The organism is Thiomonas sp. 13-64-67, from assembly GCF_002282795.1.
Classification (GTDB): Bacteria; Pseudomonadota; Gammaproteobacteria; order Burkholderiales; family Burkholderiaceae_C; genus Thiomonas; species Thiomonas arsenitoxydans.
The window spans coordinates 15366-38315 of the sequence record NZ_NCKP01000017.1 but is presented as its reverse complement, the minus strand read 5'-3'; the positions used below and the strand labels follow the sequence as shown (position 1 = coordinate 38315).

Here is a 22950-nt window from a genome sequence, read left to right as displayed (position 1 = left end):
CCATGCTCGTTCAGATTCGGTATTTCGCCAGCGTGCGCGAAATCGTCGGTGTGTCACAAGAAACGCACGACCTGCCCGAAGCGGTGCTCACCGTGGGACAGGCGCGCGACTGGCTGCGGGCGCAGGGCGGGCGCTATGCCCTGGCGCTGGCGGCTGAAAAACCGCTACGCATGGCGTGCAATCAGCTCATGTGCGACGGCGACACAGCGCTGCAGCCCGGCTGCGAAGTCGCGTTTTTTCCGCCCGTCACCGGGGGCTGAGCCCATGGAGCCGATCACCATTCGCATCCAGACCGAGCCGTTCGACCTTGGCGCAGAACTGCAGGTGCTGCGGGCTGGGCGGCTGGACGTGGGCGCGATCGCCAGTTTTGTCGGGATTTGCCGCGATCATCATCCGGGCGTTTTCGACCCCGGCCATGTGCAGGCAATGGACCTGGAGCATTACCCCGGCATGACCGAGCGCGCCATTGCCGACATGGTGCATGAGGCACAGGCGCGTTGGCCCTTGCTGGGTGTCACGGTGATTCACCGCGTGGGCCGCCTGCTGCCGGGCGACGACATCGTACTGGTGCTGGTGGCCAGCGCCCACCGCGCCGCGGCTTTTGCCGCCTGCGAATTTTTGATGGATTACCTCAAAACCCAGGCGCCGTTCTGGAAGAAGGAAACCACGCCCGAGGGCGGTCACTGGGTCGATGCCCGCGAATCCGACGACGCCGCTCTGCGCCGTTGGGGCGTCGAGTCCGACAACGCCGACTGAGCATCCCTGGGTTGCCCTCGGGTTGACCCGCTAGGCGCTCGATGTCCCATCGATTACACCCGGATACATCTGGGTTCGCAAGGGGATGTCATGCAAGCCAAAAGACGACAGGTATTGATCGCAGCGCTCTGCGCGGTGTCCAGCAGCGCAGCAAACGCCGCTGGACAGGTGGTGCAAACGCCCTACAAGGCGCCGATGAAAGTGGTGTTCGAGTTTTACCTCGACGACCCCGCAACCCTTTCCAATGCACTGTTCTGGGTGCGCTCGGTGTCCAACACGGTGCAGGCCTCGCCCTATGACTTCTCGCCCGAAGATGTGCAGGCCGTCGTGGTGCTGCACGGCACTGAGATTGCCGCCACCGTTATCCGCAATCAGGACCGTTACCGTGAAGCCGTCGAGCGCATGCGCTATTACGCGCAGATGGGCGTGAAGTTCAAGGTGTGCGGACAGGCGGCGCACGATTTCGGCTACACCCCGGCGGATTTTCTGGATTTCATCGAAATCGTGCCCAACGCCATGACCGAGTTGATCTATTGGCAGCAGCAGGGTTATGCCCTGATCATTCCGCGCATCCTGATCAAGCGGGAATCGACCGAACAAATCCGCTGATTTTTTTGCTCGCTCTCAGTAGAAACCCTCACGAACGCTCGTTCGTTTTCTCCTGCTTGCGAATGACACATTCGGATACCCGAATTTGTAAACGGCTGGGCTAATCTCCGACAGGTCAGCGCACCGGCGATGGATGCCGGTGAAAAAACCGAAGGTTGGCCGCCCCTGGCGCGTCAGCCGAGCCTGGAGACCCGTTCCATGTCCACACCCAAAAAACTGGGGCCGCTGCAGTTCATTCTGCTTGCGATTCCCTGCGTTGCCGTGCTCGCCATTCCCTACTTCAACAAGCTGGAACCCAGCGTGTTCGGCATTCCCTTCTTCTACTGGTGGCAACTCGTCTGGGTGCCGCTGTCCGGGGTTTTCATCGCCATCGTCTACAAGATGGTCGTGCCGTCTGGAAGCGGAGACTGACGCCATGAATGTCGTTGCCACCGTTGTTTTTGTCGCGTTGTTTGTCGGTATCGCGGTTCTGGGATTCGCCTCGGCGCATTGGCGCAAGGGGGATATGAATCATCTGCATGAGTGGGGTCTGGGCGGACGACGCTTCGGCACCTGGATCACCTGGTTCCTCATCGGGGGTGACCTTTACACCGCTTACACCTTCGTGGCCGTGCCCGCGTTGGTGTTCGGCGCCGGGGCGCTGGGTTTCTTTGCGCTGCCTTACACCGTGCTGGTGTATCCCATGGTGTTCGCCATCCTGCCGCGTCTGTGGATCGTGGCGAAGAAGCACAACTACATCACCGCGTCCGATTTCGTCGCCGGACGCTACGGCAGCCCGGCGCTGGCGCTGGCGATCGCGGTGACCGGCATCGTCGCCACCATGCCCTATATCGCGCTGCAGCTCGTGGGCATTCAGGTGGTGATCGGCGGGCTGGGTTTTTCCACGCAGGGGCTGATGGGGGATGTGCCGCTGGTCATCGCCTTTGTCATTTTGGCTGCGTTCACCTATACCAGCGGGCTGCGCGCCCCAGCGTCCATTGCGGTGGTCAAGGATCTGCTGGTCTACATCACGGTGATCGCGCTCATCATCGTGGTGCCGTACAAGCTCGGCGGCTTCGGCAACATTTTCGCCGCCATCCCGAAGGGGCATCTGCTGCTGCCGCCGGTGAAAGACGGCAACCTGGGCCTGCAGACGTTCTATCCGACTTTGGCCTTTGGTTCGGCGCTGGCGCTGATGCTGTATCCGCATGCCACCACGGCCGTGCTCTCGGCCAAGGGGCCCAACACCCTGCGCCGCAACTGGGTGTTCCTGCCCGCTTACTCCTTCATGCTCGGCCTCATCGCGCTGCTCGGTTATATGGCCTATGCCTCGGGCATTGCCAAGCTGCCTGATCTGGCGCCTTACTTCAAGCAGTACGGCCCGCAGTTTGCCATGCCGGGTTTGCTGCTGCACTACTTTCCGAGCTGGTTTGTCGGGGTGGGTTTTGCGGCGGTGGCGATCGGTGCGCTGGTTCCTGCGGCCATCATGTCGATCGCAGCGGCCAACCTGTTCACCCGCAATATCTACAAGCCTTATATCAATCCGAACTGCAGCACGCACAAGGAAACCGAGATGGCCAAGCTGGTATCGTTGCTGGTCAAGTTCGGTGCGCTGCTGTTCATCGTGTTTCTGCCGCTGACCTATGCCATTCAGCTCCAACTGCTGGGCGGTATTCTGATTTTGCAGACCCTGCCGGCTATCGTCTCAGGCATCTACACCCGCTGGTTCGACGCCAAGGCGCTGCTGCTGGGTTGGGCGGCGGGTCTGGTCTGGGGCGTCTGGGCGGCGTCGCTCAGCGGCTTCAAGGCCTCGGGCTATGGGCTGCACATTGCGGGCATGGTGATTCCGGCTTACATCGGCTTGTACGCGCTGGTGATCAACTTCGTGGTCGCCATCGTCGCCACCCTGGTCATCGGTGCCTTGGGCATGGCCAACAAGCAGGATGCAACCGTGGCCGCAGACTACGCGGGCTAACGACATAAGACAAGTTTCTGCTCCCTGAAGATCGCACGCCGGAGGTTTGACTCCGGCCAAACGCGACGGTAGTGCCAAGGGCCGACAGCAGTCGGCCCTTGGTTTTTGTATGCTGCGCACTCACCCCGGAGATCCCCCATGCTGCTCACCGCCATCCTGCTGCTCATTGCCTCGCAACTGCCCATCGTCGCGGCGGGCAAGGCCAAGTCGGGCACGTTTCGCTCTAAGGAAAACCGCTACGACAACAACGAGCCCCGGCTCTGGATGGAGCGGCAGACCGACCCACGCAGACGCCGTGCCAACGCGGCGCAGGCCAACAGCTTCGAGGCCTTGCCCTTTCTGTTTGCGGCGGCCTTGTTTGCCCTGTATCTGAAAGCGCCGCTGGAACTGATCAACGGTCTGCTGATCGCCTGGCTGGTGTTGCGCGCGGTTTATCTCTGGTGCTACCTCAACGACCGCGCCTCGTTGCGCTCGGCGGTGTGGGGGCTGGCGCTGCTGGTCAACATCGCCCTGTTGTTTGCTCCGTTCTATGGATAAGCAGGTCGCTTCAACACAGCCTGCGCGCAGTGCGCTCGGCGGCCTGCGCGTGCTCGAACTCGGCAGCCTGATTGCCGGGCCGTTTGCCACTCGGCTGATGGCCGAGTTCGGCGCGGACGTGATCAAGATCGAGTCGCCCGCACGCGGCGATGATCCGGGCGGCGACCCGCTGCGCAGTTGGCGCAAGCTACACAAAGGCGAGTCGCTTTGGTGGACCGCGCAGGCGCGCAACAAACGCTGCATCACGGTCAATCTCAAACACCCGCAGGGCCGCAACATCGTGCTGCAGCTCGCGGCGCGGGCCGATGTGGTGGTGGAAAACATGCGTCCTGGCGCACTCGAAAAGCTCGGCCTGGGTTGGGACGACCTGCGCGCCGTCAACCCCAGTCTGGTGATGGTGCGCATTTCCGGCTTCGGCCAGACCGGGCCGATGCGCTTGCAGCCGGGTTTTGGCGCCATTGCCGAGGCCATGGGCGGCATGCGCTATGTCACCGGCGACCCGGATCGCCCGCCCATGCGCGCCAATTTGTCGCTGGGCGATTCCATCGCCGCGTTGCACGCCACCATGGGCGCGCTCATGGCGCTGCGCCACCGCGACGCCACCGGCGGGCGGTGGAACGGGGAGCAGGGCGGCGAAGGGCAAGTGGTCGATGTGGCGCTGACCGAGAGCGTGTTCAATCTGCTGGAAAGCACGCTGATGGAATACAGCTACGACGGCACGGTGCGGCAGCGCACGGGAACGAGCATTCCGGGCATCACGCCATCCAACGTCTATCGCAGCAAGGGCGGCGAGTGGGTACAGATTTCGGGAAATGGCGATGCGATTTTCAAGCGGCTGATGCTCACCATCGGCCGCGCCGATATGGCCGAGGATGCCGGGCTGGCGCGCAATCCAGGCCGCATGGCCCGCGCCGACGAAATCGACGCGGCCATACAGCAATGGGCTGCGGGACAAGAGCCCGAAGCCATCGTGCAGGCCATGCGTGCGGCCGAGGTGCCCGCCACCCGCATCTACAGCATTGCCGATGTGGCGGCCGATGCCCAGTTTCGCTCGCGCGGCATGATCGAGCCGCACGCTCTGGCAGACGGCACGCCGGTCGATTTGCCCGCGCCCGCGCCCCGCTTGTCAGCCACGCCCGGCGCCACGCGCTGGCTCGGCCCGGCGCTGGGAGCGCATACCGATGAGGTGCTGGCCGAACTGGGTCTGGACGCCGGGCAGATCGCCGCGTTGCGGCAGGACGGCGCGGTCTGAACGCGTGATCGCGCGCTTACTGCTGCGCGACGTCGATCAGTTTCTTGTCCCGCGTCTGCACGCTGTAGTGCAGTTCTTTGCGCTGACGCTCGGCGACCTTGACAGGCTGGCGCACGATGTTGCGGCGCTTGACCTGCGGTTTGCGTTCGGCCACCACGCGCCGTTTGACCACCTTACGCTCGGCCACGATGCGCCGCTCGTCCGCCTGGCGCTCGGCCACGAAAATGCGCGGGGTGTGCGTGACGTAAATGGTCACGAACTGCCCTTTGCGGAAAATGCCGCGCTCGGTCGTGCGGTTCCACTGCGCCACTTGCAGCGGGCTGAGGTGATAGCGGTGCGCTACGCCCTGCACCGAGTCGCCAAATCGGCCGACGCGCAGCACCATGCGACGCCCCGGCGGGGCTTCGGGCGCAAAGGCCAACACCGCGTTTTCGGCGACGGCCGCGCTGACGTTTTTATTGCTGCCGTCATCCGCCTTGGGAATCAGCACGGTCGAACCGGCCCGGATGAGCTGCCGCGCCGGAATGTCGTTGGTCTCGCGCAGCACGGCTTCGCTGACCTTGAGTTCGCTCGCCAGTTGCATCGGCGATTGAGTAGCTTTGACGGTGTAGGCCGTCCAGGTGGACAGCGGGCCGTTGTAAGCCTGCAGCGCTTGCGCAAAGTGCGTGGCGTTGTCGTAGGGCAAGAGAATGCGCGGGTTGGTCGCCCCCAGGATCACCGGCTTGGTGTATGAGGGGTTGAGCGAGCGGAACTCGTCGGGCGTCAGGCCGGCCAGTTTGGCGGCCAGCGACACGTCGATATCACGCGTGATGGTGACCGCCTTGAAGTAGGGATGATCGGGAATCTCGGGCAGGGTGATGCCGTACTTGCTCGGATCGGAAATGATGTCTTTCACCGCCTGCAGCTTGGGGTAGTAGTTGCGGGTTTCGTTGGGCATGCGCAGGTCTTGGTAATCGACTGGCAGGTTGTGCGCCTTGTTGTAGGCAATGGCGCGTTGCACACTGCCTTCGCCCCAGTTGTAGGCGGCCAGGGCGAGCTGCCAGTTGCCGAACATGTTGTAGAGGTTCTGCAGATAGTCGAGCGCGGCGTTGGTCGAGGCCAGCACGCTGCGGCGATCATCCTGGAACATGTTCTGCTTGAGGTTGTAGTGCTTGCCGGTGGACGGAATGAACTGCCACATGCCCACAGCGTGGGCCACCGAGCGCGCGTCGGGGTTGTAGGCGCTCTCGATGAAAGGCAGTAACGCCAGTTCGGTGGGCATGCCGCGCTTTTGCACTTCCTGCACGGTGTAATAGAGGTATTTGCGCGCGCGCTCGGTCATGCGGGCGACATAGTCGGGCCGGGTGGTGTACCACTGCGCGGCCTGCCCCACCAGCGGGCTGTCCATATTGGGAATGGCGAAACCGGCGCGGATGCGTTGCCAAATGTCGTTGTACTGCGGGGTGATGTCTTTGGTGTCGTCTTGCAGCGCCGTTTGCTCTGCGGGAGTGATGGCGCCGCCGCCGACCACCTCGGCCTTGAGCGGTGTGCCGGGTTCAGCGGTTGCGGAAGCGGCGGCGGTGGAACTGCTGGGCGGTGAGGTTAGAGACAAGGCGGCGGTTTTTTCGGAGGGAGGGACGGCGGCGCATCCGGCGGCCATTGCGACCATTGCACCCAAAGCCCAAAATCGCAGTCGTCTCAGTTGCCGCATCGGTTCTCACCCCTTGAAATCGTTTTTCCACTCTCGCAGCCAGGCCAGCGCCTGCACCGCGTCCCCGGGCTTTTGGCCCTTGTGCTGCTCCAGCGCCTGCAGCACGCCGGGCTGGTCGGTGCGCAGGAACGGGTTGATCTGCTTCTCCAGGCCGATATGGCTCGGCAAGGTGGGCAGCCCTTTGGCGCGTAAGGCCAGGCACCGTTTCTGGTGCGCCACCACCGCCTCGTTCAGGGGATCTGCAGCCCGTGCGAATTGTAGATTAGAGAGGGTGTACTCGTGGGCACAATTTACTGTCGTATTTTCAGGGAGTTGCGACAGTTTGTTTAAAGAATGGTGCATCTGGGCCGGAGTTCCTTCAAACAGACGACCGCAGCCTGCGGAAAACAGCGTGTCGCCGCAGAACAGCGACGGCGGCTCCTCGCCCTGCAGCGCGGTGGCCACATAGGCGATATGCCCCAGGGTGTGGCCCGGCACTTCCAGCACCTCCAAACGCAGGGGCCAGCCCGTCGGCGAGAACACATCGCCCTGGCGCATGGCCTGCGTGCGTGCGGGAATGGCCTCGGCGGCTGGCCCCCAGACGGGCGGCTCATCGGCGGGGTGCTTCGCCTGCCACCACTGCAGCAACTCGCGAATGCCGCCCACATGGTCGCTGTGATGGTGGGTGACTAGAATGCCGCGCAGTTCCAGGCCGCCCCGTTCCAGGGCGCCAATCACCGGCGCGGCGTCGCCCGGGTCGACCACCAAAGTGCGCGGATCGTTCGCGTCGGGCCTAATCAACCAGATGTAGTTATCGCGAAAGGCAGCAAGCGCTTCTGTATGCATGGTGACTCCGATCTGTGGCCGTTGATGAGCCTGCAGCACTGGTTGCAGACGCCTCCTGGTCGCTACGCCCTGGCTTGGGAACAGAGCCAGATCGACCGCGTGGTGACCGACATTTTCGGCTATCACGCGTTGCAACTCGGCAATCCGGCTTTGCAGGGGCTGGCGCACAACCGCATGCCGCATCGCTGGCTGGCGCTCGACGGCGCCGAGTCGGCCCAGCCCGATTTGCCCGGCGTGCGCCCGGCCTGCCTGCTGCCCGAGCATTACGGCGGCGAGCCGGTCTATGCCGAGCCCGGCCTGGTGGACGCCGTAGGCTTGGCGGCAGAAAGCGCACAGCTTCCCCCCGAGCCGCAGCCCGCCGACGCCCACGCCATTCATACCGAGCATCTGCAATGCGACTTCACCGCGCTACCGTTTCCCGCCCAATCGCTCGATTTGGTCGTGCTGCCGCACACCCTGGAGTGGGTGGACGATCCGCACGCCTGCCTGCGCGAAGTGGACCGCGTGCTGGTGCCCGGCGGGCAGATCGTCATCAGCGGCTTCAACACCTGGAGCCTGTGGGGTATGCGACAACTGGTCGGGCGCGTGGGCGGCGGCTGGTATCTGCCTCAGCACGGCGAATTTCTCGCACCCCGCCGCGTGCGCGACTGGCTGCGGCTGCTCAGCTTTGAAGTCACCCAAGGCCGCTTCGGTTGCTACCGCCCCGCGCTGTGCTCGCCGCTGTGGCTGCACCGCTGGCGCTTCATGGACCAGGCCGGAGACCGCTGGTGGCCCGTGTTCGGCGCGGTGTACTTCCTAGCGGCGATCAAGCGCGTGCCCGCCATGCGTCTGGTCGGCAAGGTGGAAATGCGCACCCAGCGTCGCGCCGTCGCGCTGCGACCCATCGCGCAGCGCCGGGCGAAAACAAAAATCTGAACCCTATGACCAGCGAATCCGACAACGAGATCATCATCTACACCGACGGCGCCTGCAAAGGCAACCCCGGCCCCGGCGGCTGGGGCGTGGTGCTGCGCAGCGGTGCCCATGAAAAAACTCTGCACGGCGGCGAGCCGCAAACCACCAACAACCGCATGGAACTGATGGCCGCCATCATGGCGCTCGAAGCCCTCAAGCGCCCCAGCCGCGTGCTGCTGCACACCGATTCGCAATACGTGCTCAAAGGCATGACCGAATGGATCGTCGGCTGGAAGCGGCGCGGATGGACCACCGCCGACAAAAAGCCGGTGAAAAACGTCGATCTGTGGCAGCGCCTGGAAAAAGCCGCCGCGCCCCACACCCTACGCTGGGTGTGGGTGCGCGGCCACACCGGCGACCCCGGCAACGAACAAGCCGACGCTCTGGCGAACCAGGGCGTGGAGGCGGCGGGGCGCGGGTAGGTCACTGCGCCGCCACGCCCATTCACTCGACTGAAAGTCGGAACTTCATCGGCGTTTCTGAGGGGTCTTTGGCGAAGTCCGGGGATGCCGGTGAAAGGGCCGACGGGAATTTGAGGCGCTTTGCCAGTAGCGGTGTTGCCGTCTGCAGGTTTTCCATGGCTTGCATAACGCTGCCCGCCCCTTTGAGATAGAAGCGCTTGAGCGCCGTCTTGGCCGCCGAGTTCTTGGATCGGTCGCAGACGTCCTCCACAAAACCGGGCCAGTTGGAGCGATCCATCAAGGCCGTACAGACCGAGATGGAAATGGACAACGGCCGGGCTGCATGCCACCACAGCATGGGAATGAAAATAGTCTGCCCGGGCTTGAGCACGGCGCGGTAGGCCGTGGCTTCGGCCATGCGCGGAAAGCGGCTCAGATCGGGCGCGGCGGGGTTGTCCACCTGAGACCAGTTTTTCTGGGTGGGGCGCGGGTAGAGCTTGTCGCCGTTATCGGGTGGAAAGAGATAGAACTCCTTGTCGCCGTAGATTTCGGTGATCTGCGCGTGGGCGTGTTCCAGGTCGTAGTGCATGACTGGAAACTTGCTGCCCACGCCCCCCATGAGCAGTTTGAGAAAACCGTCGGGACGGCGCCAGCGCTCGGGCATCAGCGGGCTCGCATGGCGACCCGCAAAGGCGTAGGCATTTTGCGGACGGAGATCGGCCAGCAGTTGCGGCAGGTGATCGTGGATGAACAGGCGATAGAGGTAAGGCCCCGGCGCATCGACGGTCGATGCCTCGACGGCATCGACGAAGTCGCGCATCGCCATGCGTTTGGTGTAGGACACCTGCACGGTTTGGTCGCCGAACTTGTCGCGGAAATATCCGGGCGTCCATCGGCTCAGCGCCGGCCACTCCCGCACCGAGTCGGCGATGACCACGGGCCGGTTCTTGCGAACGTACTCGTTCAGGAACTCGTTGTAGGGCAGGTCCTGTGCCTGCACCACGTCGATGGCGAGGGGCGGGCGGGTTTGCAGTGGCTGGGCGCGTGCGCGATCAGGTCCACCTCCAATCGGTGTGGCTTGCTGCATGGTTTGAACTCCAGGAAATGTGCATGATGGGCTGCCTTCTTTGGGCGGCGTCAGTTTGCTGAGTGTGTCGAACTGCTGGTCTCTTTCCCGAACAGGCGCTGGAAGAGACTCTTTTTGCCACTGGGTGCGGCTTGTTCTGTTTTGTCGTATTCGAGGGCGATCTGCCGCAATGAATCGAACACGTAATGACGGGGGCCGAGGCGTTTTCCCGTTAATTTCTCCATACGCGAGACGGCCTGCATGACCAGCAGCGAGTGGCCGCCCAGATCAAAGAAGTTGTCGTCGGGCTCGATATGCGGGGTGGCGAGTAGCTCGGCCCAGAGGGCGGCGAGCTGTCGCTCCGTCTCGGTTTGCAGGCGGTCTGCAGCAGGTGCGGCTGCGGCGGGCGCCCTTGGCGAAGCGACGGGCGATGCGGTCGAAGCCGGGCTGCTGACACTCACCGTGCCCCCCAAGGCGGGCAAATCCGCGAGCGCGGTCTCGGGGTGCGCCATGGCGTCGACGAGCAACTGGCTGTACTGCGCCATCCACGCCGCCACGCGAGGGGCCTCGAACACGTCGGTGTTATAGGTCAACCCACCCATCACGCCGCTCGGGGTGTTGAGGAACCACAGGCGAACGTCCTCGGCTGCGGCAGGTTGATAGACCTTGAGATTCTCCTGCTCCAGGGTTCCCCAGTGGGTGTTTCGCTGTCGCACATCCTGATACGAGAAGAAGGCCTGATAGATCGGGTTCCGGCTGTCGTCTCTCTGAACCGATGAGAAATGCAGCATTTGCTCCAGCGGCGCGTCGGGAGCGGCAAACATCCGCAGCGGCAAGGCGTTGACGAAAAAGCCCATGACCCTCTCCAGATCCACCGTGGGCCGCCCGCGTACCGGCGTGCCGATGACCAGATCGGTCTGGCCCGATTGCCGCCACAGCAGCGCAGCGAAGGCGCTGAGCAACACCATGTAGGGCGTGGCGTTTTGTTGCAGCGCGAATTGGTGCAGGCTGGCAAACCAATCGGTCGGGTGGCTGAACCAGAAGGTGTCGCCGCCACCGGTCATGCGCTTGGGGCGGGGGCGGTCTGCGGGCAGATTCAGCGGCGCGGGCAACGGGGTGAGTTGATCACGCCAGTAGCCGAGCTGGCGCTGAAGGTCGGGCGTTTCAAGCCATCGCCGCTGCCAGGCGGCGTAGTCGCCATAGGTGACGGGAAGCGGCGCCAGATCGGGCGCGCGGCCTTCTGCAAAGGCGGGGTAAAGCGCCGCCATTTCGTCGTAAATGAGATCGAACGACCAACCGTCCCAGATGATGTGGTGCGGCATGAAAAACAGCACATGGTCGTCTTCTGCCAGACGGTAGAGCCCCAGTTTGAACAGCGGCAGTTCGCCCAAATCGAAGACCTCGGCGCTGCGGGCCTGCAGCCTTTTCATCAATTCGACCTCGCGGTCGGCAGGGGGCAGGGCGGAGAGGTCGTGAATCTTGCCCAGTTGCACAGTCAGTTCGGGGGCAACGACCTGCAGCGGCGCGCCGTCTTGCTCCACGATCACTGTGCGTAGGCTGGCTTGGCGTGCCACCATGGCGTTGAGCGCGCGTTCGAGGGCGACGACATCCAACGCCCCGCGCAGGCGATGCGCGGAAGGGGTGTTGTAGGTTGGCAGCCCAGGGTCGAGCTGTTCGAGGAACCAGATGCGCCCCTGCTGCAGCGAGGCGGGCGCGACGGTCTGCTCGCTGCGGTGCGCAATGGCTTCGACCTTGGCGCTATTGTCTTGGGCGTGGGTGTCGATCCAGCGCGACAGACCGTCGATGCTGGGCGCATCGAATACGGTGCGCATTTGCACATCCAGACCGGTTTGCTCACGCAGGCGCGCCGCGAGTTGCGCCGCCAGCAGCGAATGCCCGCCGAGGGAAAAAAAGTCGTCGTCGAGTGCCATGCCGGGCAGCCGCAGCACCTGCTCCATCACTGCGGCCACCCGCTTTTGCGTGGGCGTCTGCGGAAGTCTGCGCTCGGCCTCGACCGGCCCGCCGCCGCTGACAGGCGAAGGCAGGCGCTTGCGGTCAATCTTGCCATTGGGCAAGAGCGGAAGCGTCTGCAGCGCAACGATGTGCTGCGGAATCATGTAGGCGGGCAGGTCTTGCTGCAGATGCTTGCGCAACTGCGCGGGGTCCAACTCCACTTGCGCGAATCGGGGGACGACATAGGCCACCAGCCGGGCATCGCCCGGGGTGTCTTCGCGTACCATCGCTACCGCCTGCGCGACTTCGGGGTGATGGGTGAGGTGGGTTTCAATGTCGCCCAGCTCGATGCGAAAGCCGCGCAGCTTCACCTGGAAGTCGAGCCGCCCGAGATGTTCGAGCTGGCCGTCGTTGCGCCAGCGGCCACGGTCGCCAGTGCGGTACAGACGCGCGCCGGGTTCGTTGGAAAAAGGGTCGGGCACGAAACGATCCGCCGTGAGCGCCTCACGTTGCCAATAGCCCAGGGCGACGCTGGCCCCGCCGATGTGGATTTCGCCGGGCACGCCAACGGGGCAAAGATTGCCGCGAGGGTCGAGCACCCACACCTGGGTGTTGGCCAGCGGCGTGCCGATGGCGATGCCTGCGGCGCTGTCTTGCACCCGCCAGCAGGTGGACCACACGGTGGTTTCCGTCGGGCCGTACATATTCCACACCGCACCGCAACTGCGCTGCAACTGGGTGGCGAGGTCGGCAGGCAGGGGTTCGCCGCCGACCAGCGCTTTGAGCTTGCTTTGGCCCGCCCAGTCTGCGCTGAACAGCAGGCGCCAGGTGCTCGGCGTGGCTTGCAGGGCCGTGACCGGGTGGGTTTGCAGCAGGTCGCGCAGGGCGAAGCCATCGGCGGCTTGTTCGCGGCTGGCCAGCAGCACGGTGGCGCCGACGGCGAGCGGCAGCAGGAGTTCAAGTACGGCAATGTCGAACGACAGTGTGGTCACGGCCAGCAGCATGTCGCCGGACGTCAGGCCAGGGCGTTGGGCGACCGCGAGCAGAAAGTTCACCACGGCGCGATGCGGCAGCATGACACCCTTGGGTTTGCCGGTGGAGCCCGAGGTGTAAATCATGTAGGCCAGCGATTCGGGCGTGGCGTCGCGCTGGGCCTCTGCGGCTGGCGGGGTGTCGGGCTGGGCGGCGATTTGGGCGGCATCGCCGTCGAGCCACAGGCTTTGCGCGCGCGGCCAGGGCAGAGCGGCGGCTGTGGTGGACTTGGCGATCAGCAGGGCGAGGTCGGCGTCTTCGGCCATGTCGGCCAGGCGCGAGGTGGGAAAGCTCGGGTCCAGCGGCACATAGCCTGCACCGGCGACCAGAACGCCCAGCAAAGCGGGCAGCATGTCGGCGTCACGGGGCAGGCATAGGCCGACGCGCGAGCCGCGCTGCACGCCGCGTGCGCGCAGCGTGTGGGCGATGCAATGCGCCTGCGCCCAGAGTTGGGCGTAGGACATCGGGCTAGCGCCGCAGATTTGCGCGGTGGCGTCGGGCGTGCGCGTGGCCTGCGCATGCAGCAACTGGTGCAGCAGCAGGCCGGGAGGCAGCGGCGACGAAGTGGCATTGAGTTGCGCCAGTTGCTGCCGGTCGGCATCGGTGACGATGTCGATGGCGCCGAGCGCCGCATCGGGCGCGGCACAGAGATGCGTCAGCAAGGCTTGGTAGCTCGCCAGCCAGCGGCGCACGGTGGCTTCGTCGAACAGCGCGGTGGCGTATTGGCACTCGAGCCGAAGGCCGCCGTTGACCACGGGGACGGCATTGATGGACAGTTCGAAGTTCTCGGCCTGCCGCGGGTTGTAAACCGTACTGACTTGCAGATGGCCAAAGCTGCGCAGATCGATGGCCTGGTCGAGATTGAACATGACCGGGGCGAGCGGCACCCGCGATGGATCGCGTTCGATCAACAGTTTTTGCAGCAGGGTGCCGAAGGTGTAATGCTGGTGCTCGAAGGCATCGAGCACGGCCGATTGCACGGCCGGCAGCGACTGCACCAGCGGGGCGGCGGCGTCGGGCATCAGCCGCAAAGGCAGCAGATTGACACCGTGGCCGACGACGGTTTCGAAACCCGGCAGCGTTTGCCCCGCAGCGGGTACGCCGACCACCACTTCATCATTGCCCGAAAGACGCTGCAGCAACGCACCGAAGCTGCACAGCAGGGTGGAAAACAAGCTGGCGCCTGACTTGGCGCCGAGTTGACGCACGGCGCTCACCAAGTTTGCGGGCAGCACATGGTCGATGCGCTTGGAGTCGAAAGCGCGCGTGGCGGGCCGGGGGTGGTCGCAAGGCAGCTCCAGCACCGCAGGAATGCTGGCGTAGCGGTTCAGCCAGTACGCCTCATCGGCCTGATGTTCGGCGCTGCCTTGTCGCGCGGAAAGCGCTTGCGCAAACGAAACGAAGCTCGCGGGCGCATCGGGCTCAGGGGCTTCGCCCTTGCGGGCCGAGTAGAGCGCACCGATTTCGTCCACCAGTACGCCGAACGACCAGCCGTCGCAGACGATGTGATGCGCGCTGAGCAGCAGGGCGACATGATCGTCGGCCAGGCGCAGCAGGCGTGCGCGAAACAGCGGCCCTTGTTGCAGATCGAAAGGCATGGCGACGGCCTGCGCGGCGGCTTGCTTCAGGGCGCTATCGCTTTGCTCGGAGGTCAGGCCGCGCAGATCGTCTGTGGGGATGTCGAGGTTCAGGCGCTCGGCGATGAGCAACTGTTCCCCATCGGCGCTGAGGGTGGCGCGCAGCGCGTCGTGGCGATCCGGCAGGGCGCGCACCGCGGCGGTAAGCGCTGGCAGATCGACCGCGCCGCGCAGATGCAGGGTGATGGATTCGTTGTACGCCAGCGTGGCGTCTCCGCCGAGCTGGCAGGCCAGCCAGATTTCGCGCTGGGCTTCAGTGGTGGGGGCGACGCGGGCGACGGGCGCGGCGTCGGCGAAGGGGTCGTAATCGACCGCGGTGGCGTTGGGAGTGTCCATGGCTTTTTAGGCGTCGAGGCGCAGGTACTTGCCGGGCTGCTCGGGGTTGGGGACGAACCAGGCGGGGTTGCCGCCGGGGTCTTTGCCGATGCGCGCGCCGGGCACGGGCGGGTGGCTGGCGTCGAAAGACGCCGATGCCGATGATTTGCGCTGCGGCAGGAATTCCGCCTCCTGCAATTCGCGCACCGAGTCCTTGAACGCTTCTTTGATCAGGCGGATGTCGGCTTCGCTGTGCGCCGTAGTCAGAAAGCAGGGGAAGTTGTCGAGGATGTGTACGCCGCGGCTGCGCATCATGGCAAACAGCAGGTCTTGCAGCGGGTGATCTTCCAGCCAGCCCACGCGCCAAAGCGAGGCGAAATGACGGATTTCCAGCGGCGCACCGACTTGACGGCAGAACGCAGTCAGCTCGTCGGCCATTTGCGCGGTCTTGGCGTTGAGCGTGTCTTGCAGCGCCGGTCCTTGCGCTTTGAGGTGCAGCAGGCTGGCATGCGCGGCGGCTAGCGCCAAGGGGTGGCGCACGAAGGTGCCGGCGAAGTAGGTCACGCCGACAGTGGGAATTGAGTCATCGCCGTACTGCCAGGCGCCGCCGTCGAGCGCGTCGATGAACTCGCGCCTGCCCGCAACGACGCCAATGGGCATGCCTCCGCCGATGACCTTGCCGTAAGTGGCCAGATCTGCGCGGATGCCGAAGAGCTGCTGGGTTCCCCCCAGGGCGGATCTGAACCCGGTGATGACTTCGTCGAAAATCAGGCAAGCGCCGCTGCGTTCGGTGACGGCGCGGATTTCCTTGAGGAATTCGACGGGTTGGAATTCGGGTCGGCGGCTTTGCACGGGTTCGACCAATACGGCGGCGAGTTCATCGGCATGCGCGCGGATGAACTCCAGCGATTCGGGCGTGCCGTAGTCGAGCACGCGCACATCGCCGAACATGCCCCGCATGATGCCCGGCGCGCCCGGTATGCCTTTGCCGCCCTTGCTTGGACGCACCACGACCTCGTCGAAGGTGCCGTGATAAGAGCCTGAGAACAGCACCACGGTGTTGCGGCCGGTGACGGTGCGGGCAATGCGCACGGCAGCCATGACCGCCTCGGAACCGGTGTTGCACAGACCGGCACGGTCAAAGCCGGTGAGTTCGCAAATCAAATCGGCCACGGGGCCGGCCAGCGGGTGTTGCGGGCCGATGTCGTAACCGTCGTCGAGCTGGCGGCGCACGGCGTCGAGCACGAAGTCGGGCTGCCAGCCGAACAAATTCATGCCGAAACCGTTGAGGGCATCGACGTATTCATTGCCGTCCAGATCCCAAAGGCGCGCGCCCTTGCTGCGATTGACCACGATTTGATAGGTGATCTCCTTGGTCATCGGACGAAAGCCGTTGACCACCCGCGGGTCGGCCAGATGGTCGCGGTATTGCACGGTGTAGGCGCGACTCTTGGCCGTGCGTTCGACGTAGCGGCGCATGAAGGCGGCAAGGCGCACCTTTTGACGTTCGGTCAGCGGGCTGGACTGAGTGTGGATGCGGGCGATGGCGCCAAAGGCTTTTTTGACGTCGTAGCGCAATGGCGCGCTGTCTTCGCCGTTTGCATCGGGCGCTGCGGGCAGGGGCTGCGCAGGGCTGGCGTTTGCCGCAGGTGGAGGCACCGTTGCGGGCGTCTGCGTGGGCGTCGGCATGGACACAGGCGGCGGCGTTTGAGGGGCGATCATCGTCTGCCCGCCTAGCAAGGCCAGTTGCTGGGACATGAGCTGCATTTGCTGCTGGATGAGCCACTGCACTGCGTCGGTCGGCGCGTGCTGCGGCAGCACGGCGGGATGAGGGGGTGTAGCAGCGAGCGGCGCGGACAGAGATACCGAAAGAGGCGCTGAAAGAGGTGACGGACTCGGCGCAGGCATCGCGGCGGGCTCGGGCTCCAGTTGGGCGTCGAGGTAATCGGCCAGCAGATCGAAACTGCGCAGGTTTTCCATCAGCTGACGGAAGGTGACCGGCACACCAAACTGCCTTTTGATTTGCAGCGCGGCTTGGGTGAGGGTGAGCGAATCGATGCCCAGTTCGACAAAGGCCATGCCCGGGTCGGCGCCGCTTGCCTCATGGCCTGAGACATCCTCGAACAAATCGCGCAACTGGGCGATCAGGCGGTTTTTGCGCAGGGGGGCTGTGGGAATGGGCTGGGCGATGGACATGGCGGGTACTGGCTCGATTGACGTGGACGTCAGCGTTTGCGCGGCTGGTGCGATGGAACTCGTTGCGGCAGGACGATCCGAGGCCGGGGATGTGGCGGGGCGGGAAGGGTGCTGCGCTATGGCCTCGATCCAGTAACGCTGGCGCTCGAAGGGATAGGTGGGCAGGCTGATCCGGTGGCGATTCGTGGGCGGATGGGCGGCTGAAACTGGCAAGGCGATGCCTGCGGTCCAGAGTGCGCCTGCCGCCAGCAACATGCAGGCAGTTTCCTGCTCGGGCGCATCGGCTAGTGACGGGATGGCCACGACCGAGGTGCCATCGGCGGGGGCATGCTGACGCACCAGTGTGGAGAGCGCACGACGCGGGCCGATTTCCAGAAAAACGGCGTTGGCATGACGGTTCAGCGCGTCGCGTACGGCGGCGGAGAAGCGAACCGGCTCCCGCAGATGGCGTACCCAGTATTCGGCATCGACGGCCTCTGCCGGGGTCAAGCTACGGCCTGTGAGGGTCGAGACGATGGGCAGGCGCGCAGGCGCCAAGGCGACAGTAGACACTTCGGAGCGAAAGGCTACGAGCGCGGGCTCCATCATGGCGGAGTGAAAAGCATGGGAGGTTTGCAGCAGCCGGGTTTGCACGCCTTGCACCTGCAGAGCGGCGTCGAAGCTGCTGATCGCTGCAGTCGGCCCGGCGATGACACAGGACGTCGGGCCGTTGATGGCGGCAAGCGAGATGTCGTCCGGCAGCTGGATGCGTAAATCGTCTGCCGACAATCGCACCGACAACATGCTTCCGGGCGTGAGCGCTTGCATCAGCGCGCCGCGCCGTGCGATCAGCCGGGCCGCGTCGGCCAACGACAGAACGCCGGCCAGAACGGCCGCAGCGAATTCGCCGATGCTGTGGCCGATCAGGGCGATGGGCTTGGCGCCGCGCGCCAGCCAGGTTTGCGCCAGTGCGTATTCAATGCAGAATGTGGCGGGCTGCGTGGTTTGCGTGCTGGCCAGCGCATCTGGGTCGGCGCTGAACAGGCGTGCCCGCAAATCAAAACTCAGGTGCGGGGCGCAGGCGGCGATGGCGTCGTCGAGCGCTGCGCGGAAGTCACTTTCTGCAGCGTAGAGACCGCTTCCCATGCCGGGGTACTGTGCACCCTGGCCCGGGAAAAGCCAGATTTGAGGGGGTGGATCACCGCGCGCTGTGCGTTGTGAACGCAGGGGCCAGGCCGGTTCCGACAAGGCTCTTATCGCCTGCTCTGGCGTTTCGCAGACGAGGCAAAGACGCTGTGCAAAAGGGCTGCGGCCCACCTGCAAGGTGTAGGCCACATCGGCCAGATTGACATCGGGATTTTTGCGCAAATGCGCGGTGAGGCGGCTGACCTGGGCGTCGAGCGCGCTTGGGCTGCGGGCCGACAGCATCAGCAGTTGCGGCCCGCTCGCTGGGCTGGATGTTGGCGTCGCGGGCGCTTCTTCGAGAATGATGTGGGCATTGGTGCCTCCCACCCCAAAGGAGCTGACCCCGGCGCGGCGCGGCTGCTCGCCGCTCGCCCATGTCGTGAGTGCATCGTTGACGATGAAGGGGCTGGACGCGAAATCGATCTTGGGGTTGGGCGTGGTGTAGTGGATCGACGGCGGGATGCACTCCTGTGCCAAAGCCAGCGCGGTTTTGATGACGCCGGTGACGCCCGCAGCAGTCAAGGTATGGCCGATGTTGCTCTTGGCGGAACCCAGTCGGCAAAAGCCGATGTCTGCGGTTTGCCTGCGGAAGGCGCGGGTGAGCGCCTCGACCTCGACGGGGTCGCCCAAAGGCGTGGCGGTCCCATGGCATTCGACATAGCTCACGCTGCGCGGGCTGACGCCGGCGTCAGCCAGTGCGGCGGTGATGACGGCGGCCTGACCGTCCAGACTTGGCGCTGTGAAGCTGGCTTTGTCGCGTCCGTCGTTGTTGATGGCTACGCCGCGAATGACCGTGTAGATCGTGTCGCCATCGTCCTGGGCGTCGCTCAGTCGCTTGAGCAACACCACGGCAGCGCCATCGGAAAACACCGTGCCCTGCGCCTGGGCATCGAAGGTACGGGTGACGCCATCGGGCGAAAGCATGGCGCCTTCTTGGTAGAGATAGCCGCTGTTGGGCGGGCAAGTCACGGCAACGCCGCCAGCCAGTGCCATGTCGCATTGACCTGCGCGCAAACTCGTGACGGCCTGCGCAACCGCCACCAACGATGTGGAACACGCGGTATGCACGCTGACTGCGGGGCCGGTGAGGTTCAAGCGGTTGGCAATTCGGGTGGCGATGTAGTCCTTTTCGTTGGCCAGCATGACGGCAAAGTCGCCGATTTTGTCGATCAGATCGGGGCGGTGCTGAACATGGTGCAGAAAATAGCTGGCGTTGTGCATGCCCGCAAAAACGCCGACGGGAGCCTGGCTTAGGTCGGGGGCATGCCCAGCATGCTCAAGACATTCCCAGCACAGTTCCAGAAAGATGCGTTGCTGCGGATCCATCAACATGGCTTCTCGCGGGGAGATACCGAAAAAGGCGGGATCGAAGCCGTCCACGTCGTCGATCAGCCCGCGTGCTTTGACATAGAGCGGGTCGTTCGTGAGTTCTGACGGCAAGCTGGGATCGAGTTCGTCATCACGCAAGTGTTTGATGCCGTCGGCGCCAGCCAGCAGCATGTCCCAGAAATCCTGCACGTTTTTCGCGCCGGGAAAGCGGCCCGCCATGCCGACGATGGCGATCGGCACGGAGGCGCCGGCGTGCGTAGCGCGATGATCTCGGGGGTTTGCTCCACGCGGCATGCGGCGGGCTTCGTCCCACGATGTGTCTTGGTCGCGATCCAACTGTTCGGCCAGCGCCGCGGGGGTTGGGTTGCTGAAAAACGCGCTGGTGCTCAGCGTCACGCCGTCCGCTTCGAGCAAAGAGAGAACGCGCATGACGAGCAGCGAATTGCCGCCGATATCGAAAAAATTGTCCGTGGGGGTGACGCTGCCCAAACCGAGTACGCGGGTAAATGCCGCGCGGATGCGATCTTGCGTGCTTGTGGAGGCGACGCTGTCGTCCGCTGCGGTTTTTTGCGGCCCGAATTCCGGCATGGGCAGTGCCCGCCGATCGAGCTTGCCGTTGACGCTGATCGGCATGTGCTTCAGCCAGTTGTAAACGGCTGGCAGCATGTATTGGGGCAGCGTTTGCGCCAACCAGGCGCGAATGTCGGTCGGGCTTGGAACGTGGCCTGGATGCCGCGCGGTCAAATAGGCGACCAAGCCTGAGCCGAAGGGCAGATCGTTGCGCAGTGTCACGGCGGCATCGGCGATGTCGGCATGTTCTCGCAGGCGTGTTTCGATTTCACCGAGTTCGACACGATGACCGAGCACTTTCACTTGGTCGTCCGCGCGCCCGAGGCAGCGAATGTCTCCTTCGGCGTCGATGAAGCCCAGATCTCCCGTCAGGTAAACCCTTCCCACTGCAGGCAAGTCTTTGAATCGCTGTTCCGTCAGCTCGGGGCGGTTGAGATAACCGCGTGCGATGACTGGACCCGCTATCGCGATTTCGCCTTCCGCGCCTGCGGTGAGCACCTCGCCCTGGGCATTCAAAATGAGGATGCGCGCCTCTCCGATGGGTCGCCCAATACTGGGAAGCGCGGGCCAGGAGGTCGGGTCATCGGGAAGCGTCTTGACCGTCACGACATGGGATTCGCTCGGGCCGTAGTGGTTGTGCAGACGACTTTGCGGGTACCGGGAAAAGAACGATTTGATCGCGGCGTCAGCGCGCAAGGGCTCCCCCGCGGTGATGACATGCTTCAGGGATGGCAGGTCGATTCGATGCTGCTCGCAGTAATCGACCAGATGCGCCAAAGCGATGAAGGGCAGAAACAGGCGCTCGATGCGGTGGTGTTGGATCAATTGCACCAATTTCTGCACATCACGCCGCTGTTCGCGGGTCGCCAGTACGAGTGAGCCTCCGCTGGCCAGCGTGGAGAACAGTTCTTGAAACGCGACGTCGAAGGCGGGGGCGGAAAACTGCAAGGTGCGCAAACCGGATTGCTCGGGCGCGCAGCGCAGATGCCAGTTGATGAGATGAAGGAGCGGCCCTTGCGGCATGAGCACCCCTTTGGGGGCGCCAGTCGAGCCGGAGGTGTAAATCAAATAACCCAGTGAGGCGCTCGTCAGGCCAAGTTCACGTGGACGCAGCGCAGCGGCAGGCTGCGAGGCCCAGTTCTGCAGCACAGCGGGGTCGTCGATGGCGAGGGTTTGCACGCGGCAGTCTTCGAGTGCTGCGGCGGTGTCGGTCGTTGTGATCAGCAGCAGGGGTTGCGCATCGCCTAGCAGGCTCTCCAGCCTGGCGATGGGCTGATTCGGGTCAAGCGGCAAGTAGCCGCAGCCGCATTTCAAGGTCGCCAAAATTGCTTCAACCAAGAGCGCGCCACTATCCAGGATGATCGCAACAAGGGCGTCTGGCCTCGCGCCTTGTTCACTCAACAGATGGGCGAGTCGGTTGGTGCGCCGATCGAGTTCGTCGTAAGTGAATGAGGCCTCCGAGCTGACCAAGGCAATGGCCTGCGGGCTGAGCCTGGCCTGCCGTTCAAAAAGCTCGTGCAGCAGAAAATCGGCTCTTTGAGACGGCGAATCTGGCTCGCGCGTCTGTGCGTTTTCTGGAGGATGAGGTTCCATCATCTGCCCTTGCTGGTAAGGCCGTGAAGAGGGGATGCATCAGCGAAATGTTTCATGGCAGACCCTCAAGCCATTGACGTATGGCCGTGTCCACAGGCAGGAAGGCCCAAGCCAGCGTGAGGGCAAGACATGCCATCGTCGCCAGATGCGCTCTGGGTGACAGCAGGACAACGAAGCGGTTTGACGACGCGATTCGATAGAGGGGATAGTGCACAAGATAGAGCGGATAAGACAGCTTTCCGGCCAAGCTGGCTGTTTTGTGAAAAAAACGGCTCAAGGACAGACTTGCTGCGAGGGCGACTGTCAGGGGGGCGATCAAGAGGGCATCGAAAAAATTGATCCAGGGGTGAGCGCTGAACATGGCCCCAAAAAACAGCACGGCGGCGCCTACCGCCAGCAAGCTATGAGGACGCCAGGTCTGAGGGCGCAGTTGGTAAAGCCAGGCCCCCAAAAAAAATTCTGCGATGACACGCGGAAAACCCAGCCAGAAATTGGAAGTTCCCCAGCCTGGGTTGAAAACGTGCATCTTGGCGGTGAGCACGATGAAGACGATGAATGCCAAGGCCGAGAGAACGGATGCGCTCAGACGTCGCGCATATTTCAGCCAGGCAAAAAACAGCACATTCACCACGGCCTCGAAGAACAAAGACCACGCGGGGACTTCAAGTGGAAACAAAGGGCCGGTCAGATGCCCATGCCCGAACGGCCAGACCCCATGATTGAAAAAGGGCAGACCGAGAACGCCAAATACTGAGGCGGCTACGAGCTGATGAATCCCCGGAACCGGTGGGGTCTGCGTCTGGGCGAGCATCACGGCGGAAATGATGCCGAGGAGCGATCCCATGACGTACATGGGCCCCAGGCGCGTCAGCCGTACCCTGACAAACCGACTGAAACGCATACCGGTCAAAATACGCTCGCCATAGCTGTGCATCAACACGAAGCCAGACAAGACGAAGAACAGATCAACCGCAACCCAGGCGCCTGGCAGAAAGTCGTTGAGCGAGCTGTGCTCGGTGTAGTGCAAAACCACCACCGCAAAAGCGGCCAGCCCCCGTAAGGCGTCTAGGGCATCAAAGTGGCGGGCATGGGACTGTGGGCTCAACTGCCGCTCCCG

General features: G+C 63.9%; 15 protein-coding genes. 9 read left to right on the top strand and 6 right to left on the bottom strand.

Translation table 11 applies throughout. The annotated features are described in order from the left end of the window. Window positions 1-2: 2 nt before the first annotated feature. The 7 genes from moaD to B7X30_RS06650 all read left to right on the top strand — a co-directional run bounded on the left by moaD (window position 3) and on the right by B7X30_RS06650 (window position 5108). Window positions 3-260, top strand: coding sequence for a molybdopterin converting factor subunit 1 (gene moaD / locus B7X30_RS06680; RefSeq protein WP_013106358.1), 258 nt, complete (start codon window positions 3-5; stop codon window positions 258-260). 4 nt (window positions 261-264) lie between these two features. Beyond that, window positions 265-756 carry a molybdopterin synthase catalytic subunit MoaE gene (gene moaE / locus B7X30_RS06675; RefSeq protein WP_286729977.1) on the top strand — a complete coding sequence of 164 codons (492 nt, stop codon included), beginning with the start codon at window positions 265-267 and terminating at the stop codon, window positions 754-756. Between the two features lie 90 nt (window positions 757-846). Beyond that, window positions 847-1365, top strand: a complete 519-nt coding sequence (locus B7X30_RS06670) for a DsrE family protein (RefSeq protein ID WP_286729976.1) — start codon at window positions 847-849, stop codon at window positions 1363-1365. 198 nt (window positions 1366-1563) lie between these two features. Beyond that, window positions 1564-1776 (top strand): DUF3311 domain-containing protein, encoded by a 213-nt coding sequence (locus tag B7X30_RS06665; protein ID WP_013106355.1) that lies wholly within the window; start codon window positions 1564-1566, stop codon window positions 1774-1776. Between the two features lie 4 nt (window positions 1777-1780). After that, on the top strand, window positions 1781-3319 hold the full coding sequence (mctP, locus tag B7X30_RS06660; RefSeq protein ID WP_013123673.1) for a monocarboxylate uptake permease MctP: 1539 nt from the start codon (window positions 1781-1783) through the stop codon (window positions 3317-3319). A 138-nt stretch (window positions 3320-3457) separates the two neighbouring features. After that, window positions 3458-3856: an MAPEG family protein gene (locus tag B7X30_RS06655; RefSeq protein WP_276707163.1), complete on the top strand. Its 399-nt coding sequence runs from the start codon at window positions 3458-3460 to the stop codon at window positions 3854-3856. Further along, a complete protein-coding gene (locus B7X30_RS06650; protein WP_286729975.1) occupies window positions 3849-5108 on the top strand; it encodes a CaiB/BaiF CoA transferase family protein in 1260 nt (419 codons plus the stop codon). Before B7X30_RS06655 ends, B7X30_RS06650 begins: the two co-directional genes overlap by 8 nt. 16 nt (window positions 5109-5124) lie before the next feature. Here the strand turns inward: B7X30_RS06650 and B7X30_RS06645 are convergent, their stop codons facing one another. Together B7X30_RS06645 and gloB are read right to left on the bottom strand one after the other, a co-directional pair. Then, window positions 5125-6699, bottom strand: a complete 1575-nt coding sequence (locus tag B7X30_RS06645; protein WP_286729974.1) for a transglycosylase SLT domain-containing protein — start codon at window positions 6697-6699, stop codon at window positions 5125-5127. A gap of 105 nt (window positions 6700-6804) precedes the next feature. Continuing rightward, window positions 6805-7623: a hydroxyacylglutathione hydrolase gene (gene gloB, locus B7X30_RS06640; protein ID WP_286729973.1), complete on the bottom strand. Its 819-nt coding sequence runs from the start codon at window positions 7621-7623 to the stop codon at window positions 6805-6807. A gap of 24 nt (window positions 7624-7647) precedes the next feature. Between gloB and B7X30_RS06635 the strand changes: the two genes are divergently transcribed. After that, window positions 7648-8538, top strand: a complete 891-nt coding sequence (locus B7X30_RS06635) for a class I SAM-dependent methyltransferase (protein WP_423837705.1) — start codon at window positions 7648-7650, stop codon at window positions 8536-8538. A gap of 5 nt (window positions 8539-8543) precedes the next feature. Continuing rightward, window positions 8544-8999, top strand: a complete 456-nt coding sequence (gene rnhA, locus B7X30_RS06630; protein WP_286729972.1) for a ribonuclease HI — start codon at window positions 8544-8546, stop codon at window positions 8997-8999. A 22-nt stretch (window positions 9000-9021) separates the two neighbouring features. On the opposite strand, the gene B7X30_RS06625 is transcribed toward rnhA, so the two are convergent. The 4 genes from B7X30_RS06625 to B7X30_RS06610 are packed head-to-tail and all read right to left on the bottom strand — an operon-like array spanning window position 9022 to window position 22938. Next, entirely contained in the window at window positions 9022-10065 is a 1044-nt protein-coding gene (locus tag B7X30_RS06625; protein WP_286729971.1) for a cupin-like domain-containing protein, read from the bottom strand. Between the two features lie 50 nt (window positions 10066-10115). Next, complete coding sequence (locus B7X30_RS06620; RefSeq protein WP_286729970.1) at window positions 10116-15002, bottom strand: non-ribosomal peptide synthetase; 4887 nt, start codon at window positions 15000-15002, stop codon at window positions 10116-10118. A 6-nt stretch (window positions 15003-15008) separates the two neighbouring features. After that, complete coding sequence (locus B7X30_RS06615; protein WP_286729969.1) at window positions 15009-21833, bottom strand: polyketide synthase; 6825 nt, start codon at window positions 21831-21833, stop codon at window positions 15009-15011. 52 nt (window positions 21834-21885) lie between these two features. After that, on the bottom strand, window positions 21886-22938 hold the full coding sequence (locus B7X30_RS06610; protein ID WP_286729968.1) for an acyltransferase family protein: 1053 nt from the start codon (window positions 22936-22938) through the stop codon (window positions 21886-21888). Window positions 22939-22950: the final 12 nt, after the last annotated feature.